Source organism: Pseudomonas sp. UYIF39 (assembly GCF_029963765.1).
Lineage (GTDB): Bacteria > Pseudomonadota > Gammaproteobacteria > Pseudomonadales > Pseudomonadaceae > Aquipseudomonas.
Map to the genome: position 1 here is coordinate 84,786 of NZ_JALBYU010000013.1, position 18,294 is coordinate 103,079.

Here is an 18,294-nt window from a genome sequence, read left to right on the forward strand (position 1 = left end):
GAGGGCCAGAGGGGCGTTGCCCCCCTGGCGGTCGCGGTCAGGCGTCGGCGAGTGATTTATCTGCCATCGGGGTGCCGGAAAAACCGGCGACCTTGCGCAGTACCCGATCAGTCCCGTCACGCGGGCTGCCGGAAGCATCCGGATGGTCGTCAAACCAGTTGCCCCTCGGATAGCGGTACATCAAGTCGACCATCAGACGACGCTCGGCGATCAGCCAGACACCGTCGCGACGTTCAAATCGGTCAAAATACCGCGCCCACAATTTAACCGTATCGCCTTTCCAGTGATGCCGCTCTGAGGCGGCGTGATCAGCTTGCAGATAGGTTTCGACATAGGCGATCTCGGGGCCATCGAATTCCACCAGGCTGTTACCGAGGAAATGCTGGGTGCGGTTGAATCGTGGCATTTCGTCAGTCAGGAACTGAAAGAATCCCTCAGCACCTCCGACGTGCAGGCTTTCCGGAAAATGGATGTAGGCGTCCTTGTGGAAGGCGCCACGTACCAGTGACATGTCGATTCGGTCCAGACCACGGCAGTAGCGCAGCAGAACATCGTGGATTTCGGTGCGTGCGACAAGTTCTTCGAGCGTCATGGGTATCCCCTGTTTTCATTGTTGTTGGACATGCGGATTTCGACTCGCGGCCTCGCGCCGTGACGAGCCCGCGATGGCTATTGAATCAATATTCGGTATTGCTCAAGTGACGGTGGGCAGACTTATGAACCCTTCGCCGGAACGATGGGCAGCTGGATAAAGCCCGGGCGATCAGGCCCGGTGTAGATCGTGTTTCGCGCGCCGTCGTGGTAGTCACTGTCATAGCCGTGGCGGGGGCCGTGGTCGACGCCGTCGAAGGGCTGGATATCCACGCGCAGGCGGTAGCCCTTGCGGATCAACGCCGTGTTGGGAATGATCTCGATTTCAACCGGCACCACTTCGTTGTTTTCAAGCGGTGCATAGTCGGCTTTGAGGTGGGTGTGCTTGACCGTGTATGGGGTCGAGCGCGCTGCATCGATCTTGCGGTGCGACGCCTTCAGCCAGCCCTTGGCCAGCGGGTAGTTGGGTACGTTCATGCCCATGGTGGTCGGGCCGGCGTAATCGACCTCGCGGCCGGTCTCATCGAGTACCCGCAGGCTGACATAGATGTCCATGTCCTCACTGGTGGAGGATACCCACAGCCTGGCCTTGCCATAACCGGCGAACACCATGTCTTCTGTCACCGGATCACTGATGAACGAGATGCCAGTCTTCCAGATGTCCAGGACCGATGGCGGCTTGACGGGCAGGAAGCAGGGCGGCATGCCCGTGCGCAACGCCAACGGAATTTCTGCAGAGTAATCCGCTTGGCCATCGACAGTCGGCGGTGTCAGCGACAGGCGCAGGAAGTCATCGCGATACTCGTCACCCTGCCAGCCCGATGGCGTGGCGTCGAAGTACCATCGAGGGTAGGTCGTCCTCGCAATCGGCCATTCCAGTTCTTCCTGAATCCAGGAGGCGCCATTGCCGCTGCGGATTTCCAGGCGTACCGGCGGCGTGTCCATGATGCCATTGTCGACACCTTTCAACCAATGATCGAAAAACGCCCGGTGATCGGCGATAGCGGTTCGCGAATAGGCCTTGGTGAACCAGTCTTCCCAGAAATCGATCTTTTTCGAGGCGGTGTTCGTGGCGAGGTACGCTTCACTGCTGCCGAGTTGATGGAAGTGCGCCATATGGGTTGTGCAGGCGATGGCCCAGAGCGGTACCTTGACCTCGCTCATGTCAGGACTCATCAGGATCGTCGATCTGGGTCCGAAAGCCATGGTGGTGTCGGAGTCCCTGAACGTGGCGTCTTTTAGCATCCCGATAAAGTCGACGGCATTCGGTTCACCGCACACGGCAGCCAACACGCCGGCCTTGTACCAGTGGCTGAAAAATTCTTCGTTGAGGATGCCGCCGGTATAGGCAACTTCATCGTACAGATCAACATCGGTGCCGATGGCGATCATCGCTTTCAGATGCCGTGGTTCAAGGCTTGCCGCGGCATGTTGGCTCATGGCGTAGTACGACATGCCCCACAGCCCGACGTTGCCGTTGGACCAGGGCTGCACACCTGCCCAATCAATTGCATCGCGAAACGCTTCGGCCGTCTCAATACCAAATGGCGCGAGTGTTCCGGGGTTCTTGCCTGAGCCCGGGCCATCGACACGCACCAGTACGTAGTCGTGGGGCACCCAATCCACGGTGTTGGCGGTTTCGTGATTCTCAAACACCTGCCCTTCAGGATTACCGTGGAAGTAGCGTTCCTCCATCTCTTCATGGGCATCGAAGCCGGCGTCGTCCGCGATCGAGTGATGGTAGAACGCCCGGCCATATGGACCGCAGTTCATGATGACCGGGAACTGGCCTTCCTTTGCCGGGCGGAACACATCGGCGTACACGTACAGGCCGTTTTGCAGCGGGATCCTGACGTCCTTGAAACGCTGAATGCCCAGAATATTGCGTCGCACTTCATTGCGTGCAGTCGCCGCATTGCATAGCTTGCGCGGGGTGCGGTCGGTGAAAACGCCGGCTCCCGAAAGCTCGGCGAGCAGGGTTGCGATCAAGGGGTCTTGTTCGAACTCCAGGACAGGGTTCAGCGCAAGGCCGGCAAAGGAAATGTCGTGGCGCAAATTGATGCGGTATTGGCCAATGACTTCGTGGGCTGCGGGGTCAATGCAGATGCCGCCGTCCAGGTTGCCATCGCGGTCAAGCGAGCACAGCAAGCGTGCAATGTTGGTCAGCCCCGCATCGAGCAACTTGTGGATGTTGCCATCCACGCGACTGACTATTTCTGCAAGGTTGATGCGGGGGGCGCCGAGTGCAGAACCGATCGAGATGTTGCCGACCAGGAAGGCAATCCGTTCGCCCTTGCGGTAATGGAACTCGCCCTTATCGTTGGTCAGCCCGCTGAGGGTAGGGGTCTGGTATCTGAGGCCAGCCACAGGCCCGGAAAAAATGCCGGTTTGCAGCGTGCTTGAGTCGTTCCCGGTGTTGTTAACCGGCAGCGGATGGGCATGATTAAACGTCTGCGGGGTATCGCTCATGAAGAGGTCCTCTTGTTGTGCAGATCTTGGTCTTGCTCAGTGCAGCGAGGCGAGTGTAGGTCCAAAAAATTAATAACTCAACACGCGTTGAGTTGTTCGGTGTAACCTTTATCCATCGCGAAACAACGAAGAACAGGAATCGTCGGTGCCATGAAAAACACAGAAGAACCAGGGTCAGCGGCAACCCGTGAAATCAGGACTGGGCGGCGTAAAGGCTCGGGCAGCAGTCGGCAGGCAGTGCTGGATGCTGCGCGTGCCCGTTTCGCCAGCGATGGATTTGCGGCGACCACGATTCGGCGCGTGGCAGCCGATGCCGGCGTTGACGTGTCCATGGTGATGCAGTTTTTTCGCTCGAAAGACGAGCTGTTTGCGGCTGTGATGAATATCCCCGAGTCGGCCCTGGAAAAGCTGGGCACGGTTTTCGAGGGCTCGGACAACCAGTTGGGAGAGCGGGTTGTTCGCGCTTTTCTGCAGGCTTGGGAGGGGGCGCCAGAGGAGTCGGAGCCGCTCATGGCAATGCTCAGGAACGCGATGGTCAACGAACAGGCGCGACAACATCTGCGGGACTATATCGAGTCCAGATTGATGACGGGGGGCATGGAAACTCTTGGGCCGGACGCGCGCCTGCGGGCGGGCCTGGCGTTATCCATGCTCGTGGGGTTGGTGACCGGGCGACAGATCATAGGCGTGCCGGTGCTGGCCACGGCAGACAGGGAAACCCTGGTGGCGATGCTCGCCCCGGCGATCCAGCACACGCTGTTGCCGGGCAACAACGGTGCGACTGGCACTGGATGATCCGATGGTGTCCACTTCATTGCGAGGTAGACACCATCGTTGCCATTGGACTCGTCTAGGGAACGATAGGAAGTTGCAGGTAGCTAGGGTGCTCCGGCCCGGTGTAGATCCGGTTCACGGCATCGACGTGATAGCTCTTGTCATAGGCACGAACCGGTACCCCTGCCGGCGCGTAGGGCTGGATGTCCACCAGCAGGCGGTAGCCTTTGCGGATCATCGCGGTGCTGGGATTGAGCCCGACTTCGACCGGCACGATTTCTCCCTTTTGCAGTGGCGCGCAGTCCTTCTCCAGATGGGTATGCACTGGCCAGTACTCGGTCGAGCGTTCGGCATCGAGCTGGCGTCGCGACACTTTCAACAGGCCATGACCCACCGGGTGAATGTGCACCGGGTCCACTGGAAGCACCACGGATTCGTAGCGTATCTCCCGGTCTTGCTCGTCCAGGACGCGCAGGGACACAAAGACATCCATATCCGCACTGGTCGATTCCACCCACAGACCGACCTTCATGTAGCCGGCGAGCACCATGTCTTCGTTCATTGGCTCACTGACAAAGGAGATACCCGTTGACCAGCGCGGCGTGCCGTCACTTGAGCCCGCGGGCGCAAGAGTGGGAGTACCGAGGTCAAGATGGGCGTCATAGCCGGCGCTGCCTTGCTCGGCCGGTAAGGTTTCGCTGATTCGCAGCATGTCCGGGCGGCGCTCATCGTTCTGCCAGTCTGAAGGTCGGGCATCGAGGTACCAGCGGCGGTATTGGGTGCGTGCAATCGGCCATTCATTTTCGTGCAGGACGAAGTGGGCGCCGTTGCCGGTGCGAACCTGCACCCGCACCGGGGCCTCGTCCTGCACGCCGTTGTCGATACCCTTGAGCCAGTAGTCGAAGTAGCGCATGTGTTCGGTGATCGACTTGTTGCTGTAGGAACCCGGGAACCAGGCATCGGTGAAATCGAACTTGCGCGCCTTGGAAGCGGTGGAGCGGATGTAGGTTTCGCTGCTGCCCAATTGATGGATGATGGCGCCCACCTGCGGACCAACGATCCACACTGGCGCGGTGGCCTTGCTCATGTCCGGGATCATGAAGATGCTGCCGCGTGGACCATAGGCCTCGGGGTCGTTGAACGGGGTGGCCAGCACGCGGGACATCCAGGGGGTTTCAGGGCGGTCACCGCAGTGGTTGTTACCTGACCAAACCTTATGCCACCAGTTCCAGAAGCCGGCGCCGAAGATACCGCCTCCGTAAAGCGCTTCGTTATAGATGTCGGCATCGGTACCTTGCGCAATCATCGCCTTGAGGTGCGAGGGCTGCAGGCTGGCCACGCTGTGCTGGGCCATCGCCAGGTAAGACATGCCCCACAGACCGACATTGCCGTTGGACCAGGCTTGAGTGCCGGCCCATTCAATGGCGTCGTGGTAGTCCTCGGCTTCCTGCACGCTGAAAGGCGCCTGCAGGCCCGGGCTCTTGCACACGCCGCGTGCGTCGACCCGGATACACACATAGCCTTCCGGCACCCAGACCGAAGTGTCGACGGTCTCGTGGTTTTCATACTGGGCGCCATCCGGGTTACCGGAGAAATAACGATCCTCCATTTCCTCCTTGCGCACGGCGTCGGCGTCGTTGCAAATGCAGTCGTGATAAAAGCTCTTGCCGTAGAAACCCTTGCTCATCACCACCGGGTATTGACCCGGGTCCGCCGGACGGAAGACGTCGGCGCAGACGTAGGAGCCATCGCGTAGTGGAATTCGCACATCCGTCATCTTGATGATGCCGCGGATATTGCGCCGCAATTCGTTACGGCTGGTGGCGGCATCGCACAGTGTGCGTGGCGTTTTCGCAGTAAATACACCGGGTGTGGCGTTGAGCCTTTCGAGGAGCTGGAGGAGGGTGGGATCGTTGGCAAAGTCGCCCGCGCCACCTTGGCCCATCGGCATCACGGGCGGGCTGAAGTTGATCGGTGCCGAGCCGATGAGTTCATGCACCACGGGTGCAATCTTCACCCCTGACTCGATTTTGCCTTCCTGATCCAGGGTATGGACGAAGCGCGCCAGGTTGGTTACCGAAGGGTCCAGCAGCTTTTCAAGCTTGCCGTCCACGCGGTTGGCTAGTTGCGCCAGGTTCAAGCGCGGCGCGGCCTCTATGGCGCCCAAAACGATGCCGCCAATCAAAAAGGTAATGGCTTCTTCGGCCCGGTACTGGAATTCGCCCTTGTCAGTGGTGACACCGGAAAGTGTCGGCGTCTGGTATTTCAGCCCGGCAATCGGGCCGGCAAAAACACCGGTCAAAACAGGGCTGAGCGAGTGTGCTGAAGACTTGTTCATGGGTATGTCCTGAAGCGTGAGCATGGGTAGGCTCAGCGCGTTCGCAGCTGCAAACAGCGCCGAGTCGGTCTATCAATCTGCCGCCGGGCTGGGCCCTGTTAATCCGCCAGAATCGGCAGTTGCAGATAGGAGGCGTACTGTCCACCGGTGTGAATCACGTGCTGCCCGCTGTTGGCGCCAACGTATTCGGCAATGCCAGGCATCAGCGATCCCGAGAGGTTGCGCGAGCTGATGATGAAGCGCAGTTGTTCACCCGGGTGGAACGCCATACCGATGGGGAGCAGGTCGATTTCGATGTTCACCACTTCGCCAGGTGTTAGCTTCTCCACGCGGTCGAAGCTGTGGGCGGGGACATCGTCAGTGGTCAAGCTGTGGTCGAGATGCCGAGTCGACACCCGCAAGCGCCCATCCGAACCCTTGTAGCGCAGGACAGTAGCACCGTGATCGGTGAGGTCATGTACCCTGGCGCTCTGGTTCGCTGCGGTGAACTGCTGCAAGGGGGATCCGTATTTATCGAGTTTCTGGATGAGCACGAACAGGTCCATGTCATCGGCACCCCGTGCCTCGACCCAGAGATACGCCTTGGGATAGCCCACCATCACCGTTTCTTTGTCGAAGCGGGTGATGAAGGAAACGACATCGGGGTTGACGCCGACGTCATACACCGCAGGCACCTCGTTGCTTGGTGCGGCAGGGCCGAGAATACGTGCGGCGCCGTCGAGGTACAGCTTGGTGGAGATCGCTTCCTTCGGCGGGAAAGTATCTGCAGGCACATTGACCTGATCGCCGCCCTGGAAGTCATGAACCGCGTAGCGCACGCGGGGCGTGGCCTCCCAGCCATTGTCGTGGTCCTTGAGGTAGCGGTCGAAGAACCGCCGCAGATCTTCCACGTTGGCTTCGTCGTAGTAGTCCGGCCATTCCTGGCTGTTGTGGATACGAAGCCACTTGTCTGGCGATGCCAGGCGACGCCAGGCGCGGAAAGTACCCGCCGTGTGCAGCGTATTGGAATAACTGGCGACCACAAAGGCGGGCACCTTGATACGCTCGAATTCGGGAATCTTGTTGGCCCACAGTTCGTTCATCAGCGGGTAGTGCTGCGCCTCGGACAGGACATCTTCCTTGCGGTTCTTGCCGAAAAAACTGCCTTCCTGGAGCAGGCGGGTAAAGCCGGTGTCAGGCATACCGCCGCGCATCACCAGATCGCGGTAGACATCACTGACGCCTTCCCAGGGATTGATCGCTGCCAGGTGTTTGGGCTGCTCGGCCGCGGTGAACCATTGTGAAACAGCGAGGTAGGATGTGCCGCTCATGCCGACCTTGCCGGTGCACCAGGACTGTTCGGCCAGCCATTCGATCAGGTCATGGCAGTCGCGACCTTCCTGGCGATCCCACAACGCGCTGTCGCCTTCAGAGTCCACCACGCCACGGATGTCGGGGTTACAGATTGCATAGCCGTGGGCACACCAGTAGGCCGGGTCCGGTGCCTCGAACTTGGCCAGTCCGGAGACCACCGAATTGCTCAGGCCGACCAGGCCAAAGACCCCCATCACGCTCATGGACGTACCCTGGCCCTTGCCATAGGGGCTCCACGCCACGATCACCGGTACTTTCTCGGTGCCGGCGGGACGGAATACGTCGACGTAGATGGTCACGCCGTCGCGCAGGGTCACGGCTACGTCTTTCTCAAAGACGATGTCGACAGGCAGTGGCCGGAATGGCGGCGCGACTTGAAAGCCTGCCTTCAGTGTTTGGGTACCTGGCTCAAACGCAGTGAAAAGGCCGGTTCTGCCCGCCGGTAGCGGGTGGGACGGCACGAACATCTTCTGGCAGTCAGTCATGCGAACTCCTTATATTTGTTCTTGATTACGGGACCGATTCCAGTAAGGTACGGCGATCAATGAATTAATTCAACACGTGTTGATATATGCGATGCGTAGAAATAACAGGATGTGACCATGAGTGAAGAAACCCCTTCCACGCCGCGCCGTGGACGCCGGCCAGGACCCAACAGCACGCGGCAGGTGGTGCTTGACGCCGCACGAGCGCGCTTCGCCAGCGACGGTTTTGCCGGCACCACCATCCGCCTGGTGGCGGCGGATGCTGGCGTCGATGTGGCGCAGGTGATGCAGTTTTTCCGCTCCAAGGACGAACTATTTGCCGCGGTGATGGCGATCCCGGGTTCCGCGCTGCAGCGGTTCGACGCGCTCTATGAAGGGCCGGACGAGCATTTGGGTGAACGGGTGGTCCGCGCTTTTCTCGCCGGGTGGGAAGGCATAGCCGAGGAATCCGAACCCCTGATGGCGACGCTTCGTGGGGCGTTCGTCAACGACCATGCTCGCGAGCAGCTACGGGGCTTCATTCAATCCCGATTGCTGACGGGCACCAGCGAACGTCCCGATCCTGAAGCCATGCTCCGGTCCGGCCTTGCCGCCTCATTGCTCGTCGGTCTGGTCGTCGGCCGGCGAATCATCGGGGTGCCAACTCTTGTTGCGGCGGATCCGGAAGAGCTGGTCAGGATTGTCGGTCCCGCCATTCAGAAGATTCTCGTGCCATAAGCTGAGCATTCTTGTTGAACACCCAGGCGAGAACCTGCAAGACGATCCGTCTACGCATCGAAGGGGATTACATGGACGATTTTTCCGCCACCGGTTTCCAACCGGTGCAGCTCGGCATACTCCTTGGGCGGGCTGCCGCGCTAAAAGATCGCCTGCTGGATCGGCATCTAACACCTCTGGGCATCACCGCTGGCCAACTCAAAGTGTTGAGGATTATTCGTCACGGGGAAAACACCGCGGTCGCGTTGTGCCGACACCTCTCCATCCATAGTGCCGCGATGACTCGCATGCTCGATCGCATAGAGCGCAAAGGCCTTATCGTTCGACTTCCGGACGATCAAGACCAACGCAAGATTCGCCTGGCGCTGACAATTCAGGGGGAAGCCATAAGCTCAGTGCTGCCGACGATGGAGGTGGCTGCGATGAACGAATTCACCGCAAGTCTCACATCGGAGGAACTGCTGCTCCTAGAGAGCCTGTTGGAAAAGATGCTGTGCGCTGGATAGCCTAGTTTCTCCATGCCACACATTCGCACATAGTAGAAAGTAATGGCACCTTGCGTCGTATCCCACCTATTGACTGAAGAAGGAGTCTGTTGCGACTCCGAAATCTTCGCTGGAAGCACCGCAATTTATATTCTGGTGACTTTGTTTTACTTTCTGCTGAACGGACTGGATGATCGGATCAATCAACAAATCGAATGACTGCTTCTGGCCGTTTTTTGCCTGTCGCGAAGGACGGCATCCGGCTGTGGCTTCAACCGGTCGTCACTATGGCGAGAGGTGGATAATACGGATGCAAAATCATTGTCAGGTTGAATGCAATTACAAACTCAGGTAATGAGTGCGTGACCGCGCTGGTAGATCAGTCGTGAGCTTACCCTGATCACGTTCCCATAGCGTGATCACGGAGAAACGACTGTTGAGCATCCCCAAAACCCCAAAGCAGCGTCAGAAGACGCGCCGCGACAACCTTAAATTAGCGGGCGTTATCCGTATGACGGTCGCGATGGACATAATTACGGTCCACATCCTGCGATCGCTGGCGGTCGAGCACAGAGTGACCCAGTCCGAAGTGCTTGAGATGGGTATGACGCTAGCGCGCAATGCGCTGAAGGAGTTTGCGGGTCGTCAATTGCCTTGTATCTGCTCTTTAGCGCCAGTTGAGCCTGTCGCCGTGCTGGCTGATCAGGTTTGTCAGTTTGCCCAGCTACAAGTTGAGGATGAGCTAGATGCGAAGGCTTGTCCGCGCATGACAGCGGCAGAGGTTCGTGACGTTTCACTATTTGGGACCCATTCCCCTGAGATGTTCGAGGTGCGTCCATGAGCGTTGCTGCTGAAATTTGTGCGGATGCTGAGCCCCGCGCTGATGGAGTCGAATACCTTCAATGGGTGCCGGGCAAGCGTCATTTCCGTTGTGAGAAATTATGCGGCACCTGGAGTACCGACGACTGCTCGAGTCGGTACATGCGGGCCATGGCAAGTGATGAGCGCGTGTCGGCTTGCCGCTTTTGTCCAATTGGTGCAGTTCACGCCGGGAAGGTTGACCCCGATCAGACTGCAATATCTTCCGCTAAGGTCAAGATCACCGGGCGCCCAGATCATGACTCAAGATGTACGCGTTGCGGGCGACTCAATTTGCGTATCATCCATTCGGGAGCCGAAATCTGTGTGAGCTGTTGGAACCGTCAGCGTGAGTGGAGGCTCGGTAGGAATTCCAAAGGGAAGGCGCCGATCACCTTCGTTCCGCTCCAGGTTCGTCGTGTCGGTATCATGGTTGATGGCGTGCCCAGCTATCAAATGATCGCCGACACGCAGAATGAGGTCGAGCCTCTCGCCAAATGCATCCGCTTCGCTCGTGAATCCGTTGCCTTCCATGATGAACAGCCAGGCATAACTGTATGGAACGCACAGACTCGGAGTTTCGAGTACCGCGATCGGGCCAACCCTAGCAGGGTAATGCTTGAGCTGAAGCAAGACGGTGTGATTCGCTACGTCTCGGCAGCAACTGACAACCTATGTCCTGGAGACATAGCGGCGGTAGTGCGAATGCCAACGCTCCGCTTGAGTGTTTACACTGCGGTGGACTGGCTAGGTATGGACGAGGAGGGTGATGGTGCGGCGATCACAGTCGAGTGGCGCCCGCAGGCGATAGTTTGCGCGTCCTGCAACATTGCGCTGGTGCAGGCCCGCCGCTTTGCCGGGCGCATTGAGTGCCGCTGCCCCGCATGTAAATCGTCATCAACTGTCCATTAGGCGCAGTGTTGTGCAGAAATGAACTGTTGAGCAATTCGTTGAGCGGAAACAAAAAAGGCCAGCTAAGCGCTGGCCTTTTTTGCTGATTTTACTGGCTCCACGACCTGGACTCGAACCAGGGACCCAGTGATTAACAGTCACTTGCTCTACCAACTGAGCTATCGCGGAATGGCGTGTATGTTACTGATTCAAAAAGAGAAGTCAAGCACCTGTTAGCAGTTTGACGGGTTCATGAGGACGGACGGTGGTTTATCGACCGTGGGCGGTTACCAGAATCGCCTCAGAGGTCTACCATGGCCGCCCGGAAGTGGTTACACGCGCTGCCGGCCATTCGCCGAAAAGGTACGCGCCATGAATCACCCAACCAACACACCTCGCCACAACGGGGTGTTCGCATGAGCATTGCTCAGATCAGCCTGCCCAAAGGTGTCGGCCCGCACGCCGAAAAACTGTACGACGCGATCACTCAGGCCAGCACCGCTGACGAATTGAACCGTGCCGGTGGCAAGGCCGAAGGGTTTGTCCTGGGCCTGGAAAGCACCAAGGCCATCAAAAGCCAGGTTGCCGAGTCGCTCTACGTCGCCTATGACGACGCTGCCAGCCAGCGCGCAACCGAACTGGCCTAACCGCCGAAGGTGACGGTGGCGAGCATCAGTTTGGCGTACAGCATCGTTGCGGCCAGTTGCACCAGCCACAAGGCCAGGCCACCGAGAAACACACCGGCAGCGACTTGTATCACCAAGTTGTTACTGGGTTTGGCCGGGGTGCGAGGTACGAAGTGGTCCAGCTCATCTCGGTCGGCGCATAGGTCATCGTTTTTCATATCGGCTCTCACCAGTTGATAGGTATGCAGTCTAGAGCGCCCGGTCGCCGGGTTGAGAATTTTCTGAGGCAAATAAAACGGGAAGCCCAAGGGCTTCCCGTTTTTTTACCGCTCGACGATTCAGATCACCGCAACGATGGCCTTGGTTACGACGTCGATGTTGCTCTGGTTCAACGCGGCCACGCAGATGCGGCCGGTGTCCAGGGCGTAGATACCGAATTCGGTGCGCAGGCGGGTCACTTGCTCAACCGTCAGGCCGGAGTAGGAGAACATGCCGCGCTGACGACCGACGAAGCTGAAGTCACGCTGTGGCGCTTGCTTCGCCAGCTGCTCAACCATCTGGACGCGCATGCCGCGAATCCGCAGGCGCATTTCAGCGAGTTCTTCTTCCCACTGAGCGCGCAGTTCCGGGCTGTTCAGTACAGCGGCGACGATGCTTGCACCGTGGGTCGGCGGGTTGGAGTAGTTGGTGCGGATCACGCGTTTGACTTGCGACAGCACGCGCGCGCTTTCTTCTTTCGATTCGCTGACGATCGACAGGGCGCCCACGCGCTCGCCGTACAACGAGAACGATTTGGAGAACGAGCTGGAGACGAAGAACGTCAGGCCCGATTCAGCGAACAGGCGCACGGCAGCGGCGTCTTCGTCGATGCCATCGCCAAAGCCCTGGTAGGCCATGTCGAGGAACGGCACGTGACCTTTGGCTTTCACCACGTCCAGAACGTTTTTCCAGTCCGCCGGGCTCAGGTCCACACCGGTCGGGTTATGGCAGCAAGCGTGCAGCACAACGATGGAGCCGGACGGCAGGGCGTTCAAGTCTTCCAGCAAGCCAGCACGGTTCACGTCGTGGGTCGCGGCGTCGTAGTAGCGATAGTTTTGCACCGGGAAACCGGCGGTTTCGAACAGCGCGCGGTGGTTTTCCCAGCTCGGGTCGCTGATCGCCACGACGGCGTTCGGCAGCAGTTGCTTGAGGAAGTCGGCACCGATTTTCAGTGCGCCAGTACCGCCAACGGCTTGGGTGGTGATGACACGGCCAGCGGCGATCAGTGGCGAGTCATTGCCAAACAGCAGTTTCTGTACGGCCTGGTCGTAGGCAGCAATGCCGTCGATCGGCAAGTAGCCACGGGAAGCGTGTTGAGCGACGCGAATCGTCTCGGCTTCGACAACGGCGCGCAGGAGTGGAATTCGCCCCTCCTCGTTGCAGTAAACACCGACCCCCAGGTTGACCTTGTTGGTACGGGTATCGGCGTTGAATGCTTCGTTGAGGCCCAGGATTGGATCACGTGGTGCCATTTCGACAGCGGAGAACAGGCTCATTTTGCGGCGGCTCTGAATGGAAAGTGGAGGGACGTGTCGCGCTCCAGCCGAATGCACTAGAGCGGTGCACAAACGGGGAGCTAGTATAGAGGCCATCCGCGATTGATGGCGACAGACGATTCGTCTTTTACGGTAAGTTTTTCCGATTATTTCTCGACCGTTAGTCGATTGGCATCGTCAACGGTTTTACCCGATGTAAGACGTTTGCCTTGAAAGCGCGGGCAATCGGCTCCACATTGAGCACAATCCAGTTTTTTCCTAGGGCGACATCGGTCGTTTGCGGTCTTTCCCGTTACTGCCCGGTTCGCCCGGACAGGCGCGAACCCAGAGGTTTTTCATGTCTGAATTCCAGCTAGTCACCCGCTTCGAGCCCGCTGGCGATCAGCCGGAAGCCATCCGCCTGATGGTCGAGGGCATCGAAGCCGGGCTGGCGCACCAGACGTTGCTCGGTGTGACCGGCTCGGGCAAGACCTTCAGCATCGCCAATGTGATCGCCCAGGTTCAACGTCCAACCTTGGTGCTGGCACCCAACAAGACCCTGGCCGCACAGTTGTACGGTGAGTTTAAGGCGTTCTTCCCGAACAACGCCGTCGAATACTTCGTTTCGTACTACGACTACTACCAGCCCGAAGCCTACGTGCCGTCATCGGATACGTTCATCGAGAAAGACGCCTCGATCAACGATCACATCGAGCAGATGCGGCTGTCCGCGACCAAGGCGCTACTAGAGCGCAAGGACGCGATCATCGTCACCACGGTGTCGTGCATCTACGGTCTGGGCAGTCCGGAAACCTATTTGAAAATGGTGCTGCACGTGGATCGCGGCGACAAACTCGATCAGCGTGCGTTGCTGCGCCGTTTGGCGGACCTGCAGTACACCCGCAACGACATGGAGTTTGCCCGTGCGACCTTTCGGGTCCGCGGTGATGTGATCGATATTCACCCGGCGGAATCCGATTTCGAAGCGATCCGTATCGAGCTGTTCGATGACGAAGTCGAAAGTCTTTCGGCCTTCGATCCGCTGACCGGCGAAGTGATCCGCAAGCTGCCGCGTTTCACGTTCTATCCGAAAAGCCACTACGTGACCCCGCGAGAAACCTTGCTGGGTGCCGTCGAAGGGATCAAAGTCGAGTTGCAGGAGCGCCTGGACTACCTGCGCTCCAACAATAAACTCGTTGAGGCGCAGCGCCTCGAGCAGCGCACCCGTTTCGACCTCGAGATGATCCTCGAACTGGGTTACTGCAACGGCATCGAAAACTACTCGCGCTACCTGTCGGGCCGTGAATCCGGCCAGGCGCCGCCCACCTTGTTTGACTACCTGCCGGCTGACGCCTTGCTGGTGATCGACGAATCCCACGTCAGCGTGCCGCAGGTCGGCGCCATGTATAAGGGTGACCGTTCGCGTAAAGAGACGCTGGTGGAATACGGTTTCCGTCTGCCGTCCGCGCTGGATAACCGGCCGATGCGCTTCGACGAGTTCGAAAACATCAGCCCGCAGACAATCTTTGTCTCGGCCACGCCGGGCAATTACGAGGCGGAGCACGCCGGTCGCGTGGTCGAGCAACTGGTGCGTCCGACTGGCCTGGTCGACCCGCAAATCGAAATCCGCCCGGCGTTGACCCAGGTTGACGATTTGCTTTCGGAGATCGGCAAGCGCGTGGCGCTGGAAGAGCGGGTGCTGGTCACCACGCTGACCAAGCGGATGTCCGAAGACTTGACCGATTACCTGGCCGACCACGGCGTGCGGGTGCGTTATCTGCACTCAGACATCGACACGGTGGAGCGGGTCGAAATCATCCGCGATCTGCGTTTGGGCACCTTCGATGTGCTGGTGGGGATCAACCTGTTGCGTGAAGGCCTGGACATGCCGGAAGTCTCGCTGGTGGCGATCCTTGATGCGGACAAAGAAGGCTTCCTGCGTTCCGAACGCTCGTTGATCCAGACCATCGGCCGGGCTGCGCGCAACCTCAATGGTCGGGCGATTCTCTATGCGGATCGCATTACCGGTTCCATGGAGCGGGCGATTGGCGAAACCGAGCGTCGTCGCGACAAGCAGATTGCCTTCAACCTGGCCAATGGCATCACGCCCAAGGGCGTGTTCAAGGACGTGGCCGACATCATGGAAGGCGCCACCGTGCCGGGTTCGCGCAGCAAGAAGCGCAAAGGCATGGCCAAGGCCGCTGAGGAAAACGCCAAGTACGAAGCGGAACTGCGCTCACCGGGCGAGATCGCCAAGCGTATCAAGGCGCTGGAAGAGAAGATGTACCAACTCGCCCGCGACCTGGAATTCGAAGCGGCGGCGCAGATGCGCGACGAGATTGGCAAGTTGCGGGATCGGTTGATTACCGTCTGATTTGCAGCGCCTGAACTGGCCTCATCGCGAGCAAGCTCGCTCCCACAGGGTTTGTGGGTGGACACAAATTATGTGAACACCCTCAATCTTTGTGGGAGCGAGCTTGCTCGCGATGGGGGCGCCTCGGTCTCAATGTGCTTCGCCAGTCTTGAGTCCCGCCGGCAACGCCTTGGTCAGCAACACCGCCAGCATGCTGATCCCCAGCGCAATCCCGACAAAGTGAAATGCATCGTTGTAAGCCATGATCGACGCCTGCTGATGCGCAATTTCACTGAGCTTGCCCAGCGCGGCCGTCTCACTGCCAAGCCGATCCGTCAGCGACGTCATGCGCTCGGCCACCTGCGGGTTGGTCGGCACAATCGCTTCACGTAAATAATCAAAGTAAGTCTTGGTTCGCGCATCCAGCAACGTGGCGAGGAGGGCAATGCCGATCGCGCCGCCGAGGTTGCGCAGGATGTTGAACAGGCTCGACGCCGACCCTGCGTCTTGCGGCAAGATGTAGGCGGTAGCGATCAACGAGATGGTCACCATGATCAGCGGCTGGCCCAGCGCGCGGATGATCTGGATTTGATTGAACTGCGGCCCGGCGAAGTCCGGGTTCAGTACGCCCGATGAAAAACTCGCCAATCCAAATAGCCCGAAACCCAACGTGCACAGCCATTTCGGCGAGACGTACTTCATCAGCTTCGGCACCAGCGGAATCAGAAACAGCTGCGGCACGCCCATCCACATGATCACTTCGCCGATTTGCAGGGCGTTGTAGTTCTGGATCTGCGCCAGGTACAGCGGCAACAGGTAGATCGAGCCGTACAATCCGACACCCATCCCGACACTGGAAATACTCGATAAACCAAAATTGCGATTGCGCAGGATGCCGAGGTTGATCAGCGGATTGGGCTTGGACGTCTGCACGATCACAAAGGTGATCAGGCTGACGAGCGCAATGCTACCCAGGCTCACGATCAGGCTCGATTCCAGCCAGTCCTTGCGATGGCCTTCCTCCAGAAACACTTGCAAACAACCGAGGCCGACGCCCAGCGTGAGAATGCCCAGGTAGTCGGTGCTTTTCAGCAGTTCCCAGTGAGCTTCTTTCTTCTCCAGGCCGTACATCAGGCCGGCGATCATGATCAGGCCCGGCGGAATGTTGATGTAGAAGATGTATTCCCAGCTCCAATTCTCGGTCAGCCAACCGCCGAGGGTCGGGCCGATGGAGGGTGCGAACGTCGCGGTCATGGCGAACATGGCCATGCCTTTGGCGCGGTGGTGTTCGGGGAGTTTGATCAGGGTGAGGGTGAACGCCAGTGGGATCAAGGCGCCGCCGGTGAAGCCCTGCAAGGCACGGAAGACAATCATGCTTTCCAGGCTCCAGGCCATGGAGCAGAGCAGGGAAGCGGCGAGAAACCCGAGTGACACCCATACTGCCAGCCGCCTCGCCGACAGCAACTGCACCAGCCACGCCGTCAGCGGGATCATGATGATTTCCGCCACCAGGTAGGAGGTGGAAATCCACGAGCCTTCTTCCAGGGTCGCCGACAGCGCGCCCTGAATATCCTTGAGCGACGAGTTGGTGATCTGGATGTCGAGCACCGCCATGAAGGCGCCGAGCATCACGCTCATGACCGCGATCCAGTCCCGCCGGGTCGGTTCGCCGACCGGGCGGATCAGTTGATCACCGGCCATCGTCAGGGGCGTCTTTGATGTTCACTTTGGCGGTGACCGACATGCCCGGACGAATTTTGCCTTGCAGCGGATTGTTCGCGGCGAAGGTCAGTTTTACCGGAATCCGTTGTACGACTTTGGTGAAGTTGCCGGTGGCATTGTCCGGCGGCAACAGGCTGAACTGCGCACCCGAAGCGGCAAACAGGCTGTCGACTCGTGCTTCGATGGGCGTGTTGCTGTAGGCATCGAACGTCAGCTCGGCTTTTTGGCCAGGCTGCATTTGACCAATCTGGGTTTCTTTGAAGTTGGCCTGAATCCAGATGTCCTGATCCGGGACGATCGACATCAGGTAAGCGCCCGCCTGCACATACTGGCCTTCACGGGCGGCGCGCTGGCCGATCAGGCCGCTGATGGGCGCGTGGATTTCGCTACGGGTCAGGTTCAGTTCGGCCTGGGCCAGATCGGTTTTGGCGTTGGCGATCATGGCGTCGAGGCGTTTGATCTCGGCGGCCAGGGAGTTGATTTGTTGGCGCTGACTTTGGGCGTCCGCCTGGGCCTTGGTCACTTGCGAGCGGGCGATGTGGTTGTCGGCGGAGAGGGTGGTCACCCGTTCTTCCGAGACGTAGCCGGGTTTGCGCAGGGTTTGCGCGCGAGACAAATCGATCTGCGTACGACCGAGGCTGGCCTGGCTGGACGCGACTTGCGCCTCGCTGGCGGCGATCAGGCTAGCTTGCTGAGTCAGTTTGCTTCGGGCTTGCAGGCGTTCGGCTTCACGGGTGGCGAGGGTGGCGTTGGCGCGGTCGACGGCGAGGTGGAAGTCATCGCCTTCGAGCTTGATCAGCAACTGACCTTTCTCGACGTGCTGGTTGTCCTGCACCAGTACTTGATCGATACGTGCGCCCAGTTGGCTCGACACGCGGGTGATCTCGCCCTGAACATAAGCGTTGTCGGTGCTTTCATAAAAGCGCCCCTTGAAAAACCACTGGGCGAAAAAGCCCCCGGCAATCAGCAGGACGAGCAGCAGGAAAGTAAACAGGCGACGCTTGAGTTGGGCAGGCATGGGCAGACTGTAGTTGAGAAATTGTAAGGAAGTTATCAGCGGTCGAATCTGGCATACAGCGAATGATGGGTAAATGCCATCGGCTGATAATCGGCCATTC

15 protein-coding genes and 1 tRNA gene are annotated in these 18,294 nt (G+C 59.0%); 7 read left to right on the top strand and 9 right to left on the bottom strand.

What is annotated here, in order from left to right; all coding sequences use genetic code 11:
* Positions 1-37: 37 nt before the first annotated feature.
* The gene (locus MO767_RS18480; RefSeq protein ID WP_282481681.1) at positions 38-592 is read right to left on the bottom strand and encodes a nuclear transport factor 2 family protein; all 555 of its coding nucleotides are present in this window, start codon (positions 590-592) and stop codon (positions 38-40) included.
* A 122-nt stretch (positions 593-714) separates the two neighbouring features.
* On the bottom strand, positions 715-3,060 hold the full coding sequence (locus MO767_RS18485) for a CocE/NonD family hydrolase (protein ID WP_282481682.1): 2,346 nt from the start codon (positions 3,058-3,060) through the stop codon (positions 715-717).
* A 150-nt stretch (positions 3,061-3,210) separates the two neighbouring features.
* Between MO767_RS18485 and MO767_RS18490 the strand changes: the two genes are divergently transcribed.
* Complete coding sequence (locus tag MO767_RS18490) at positions 3,211-3,855, top strand: TetR family transcriptional regulator (protein ID WP_282481683.1); 645 nt, start codon at positions 3,211-3,213, stop codon at positions 3,853-3,855.
* Between the two features lie 55 nt (positions 3,856-3,910).
* Here the strand turns inward: MO767_RS18490 and MO767_RS18495 are convergent, their stop codons facing one another.
* Positions 3,911-6,172, bottom strand: coding sequence for a CocE/NonD family hydrolase (locus MO767_RS18495; RefSeq protein WP_282481684.1), 2,262 nt, complete (start codon positions 6,170-6,172; stop codon positions 3,911-3,913).
* Positions 6,173-6,270: 98 nt separating this feature from the next.
* The gene (locus tag MO767_RS18500) at positions 6,271-8,010 is read right to left on the bottom strand and encodes a CocE/NonD family hydrolase (protein WP_282481685.1); all 1,740 of its coding nucleotides are present in this window, start codon (positions 8,008-8,010) and stop codon (positions 6,271-6,273) included.
* A gap of 117 nt (positions 8,011-8,127) precedes the next feature.
* On the opposite strand from MO767_RS18500, the gene MO767_RS18505 reads away from it, so the two are divergent.
* The 4 genes from MO767_RS18505 (at position 8,128) to MO767_RS18520 (ending at position 10,982) form a co-directional block, all read left to right on the top strand.
* A complete protein-coding gene (locus MO767_RS18505; RefSeq protein WP_282481686.1) occupies positions 8,128-8,727 on the top strand; it encodes a TetR family transcriptional regulator in 600 nt (199 codons plus the stop codon).
* 71 nt (positions 8,728-8,798) lie between these two features.
* Entirely contained in the window at positions 8,799-9,233 is a 435-nt protein-coding gene (locus tag MO767_RS18510) for a MarR family transcriptional regulator (protein ID WP_282481687.1), read from the top strand.
* Between the two features lie 415 nt (positions 9,234-9,648).
* Positions 9,649-10,053 carry a hypothetical protein gene (locus MO767_RS18515; RefSeq protein WP_282481688.1) on the top strand — a complete coding sequence of 135 codons (405 nt, stop codon included), beginning with the start codon at positions 9,649-9,651 and terminating at the stop codon, positions 10,051-10,053.
* On the top strand, positions 10,050-10,982 hold the full coding sequence (locus tag MO767_RS18520; protein ID WP_282481689.1) for a hypothetical protein: 933 nt from the start codon (positions 10,050-10,052) through the stop codon (positions 10,980-10,982). Before MO767_RS18515 ends, MO767_RS18520 begins: the two co-directional genes overlap by 4 nt.
* Before the next feature lie 92 nt (positions 10,983-11,074).
* Here MO767_RS18520 and MO767_RS18525 read toward each other — a convergent pair.
* A tRNA-Asn gene (locus tag MO767_RS18525) sits at positions 11,075-11,150 on the bottom strand.
* Between the two features lie 227 nt (positions 11,151-11,377).
* Here MO767_RS18525 and MO767_RS18530 point away from each other — a divergent pair.
* Positions 11,378-11,608, top strand: a complete 231-nt coding sequence (locus MO767_RS18530) for a hypothetical protein (RefSeq protein WP_282481690.1) — start codon at positions 11,378-11,380, stop codon at positions 11,606-11,608.
* Here MO767_RS18530 and MO767_RS18535 read toward each other — a convergent pair.
* Together MO767_RS18535 and MO767_RS18540 are read right to left on the bottom strand one after the other, a co-directional pair.
* Positions 11,605-11,805, bottom strand: coding sequence for a hypothetical protein (locus MO767_RS18535; RefSeq protein ID WP_282481691.1), 201 nt, complete (start codon positions 11,803-11,805; stop codon positions 11,605-11,607). The genes MO767_RS18530 and MO767_RS18535 overlap by 4 nt on opposite strands.
* Before the next feature lie 120 nt (positions 11,806-11,925).
* Positions 11,926-13,122 (bottom strand): amino acid aminotransferase, encoded by a 1,197-nt coding sequence (locus MO767_RS18540; RefSeq protein WP_282481692.1) that lies wholly within the window; start codon positions 13,120-13,122, stop codon positions 11,926-11,928.
* 337 nt (positions 13,123-13,459) lie between these two features.
* Between MO767_RS18540 and uvrB the strand changes: the two genes are divergently transcribed.
* The gene (gene uvrB, locus MO767_RS18545) at positions 13,460-15,475 is read left to right on the top strand and encodes an excinuclease ABC subunit UvrB (protein WP_282481693.1); all 2,016 of its coding nucleotides are present in this window, start codon (positions 13,460-13,462) and stop codon (positions 15,473-15,475) included.
* Positions 15,476-15,604: 129 nt separating this feature from the next.
* On the opposite strand, the gene MO767_RS18550 is transcribed toward uvrB, so the two are convergent.
* Together MO767_RS18550 and MO767_RS18555 are read right to left on the bottom strand one after the other, a co-directional pair.
* Positions 15,605-17,155: an MDR family MFS transporter gene (locus MO767_RS18550; RefSeq protein ID WP_282481694.1), complete on the bottom strand. Its 1,551-nt coding sequence runs from the start codon at positions 17,153-17,155 to the stop codon at positions 15,605-15,607.
* On the bottom strand, positions 17,145-18,194 hold the full coding sequence (locus tag MO767_RS18555; RefSeq protein WP_282481695.1) for an HlyD family secretion protein: 1,050 nt from the start codon (positions 18,192-18,194) through the stop codon (positions 17,145-17,147). Before MO767_RS18555 ends, MO767_RS18550 begins: the two co-directional genes overlap by 11 nt.
* Positions 18,195-18,294 lie beyond the last annotated feature (100 nt).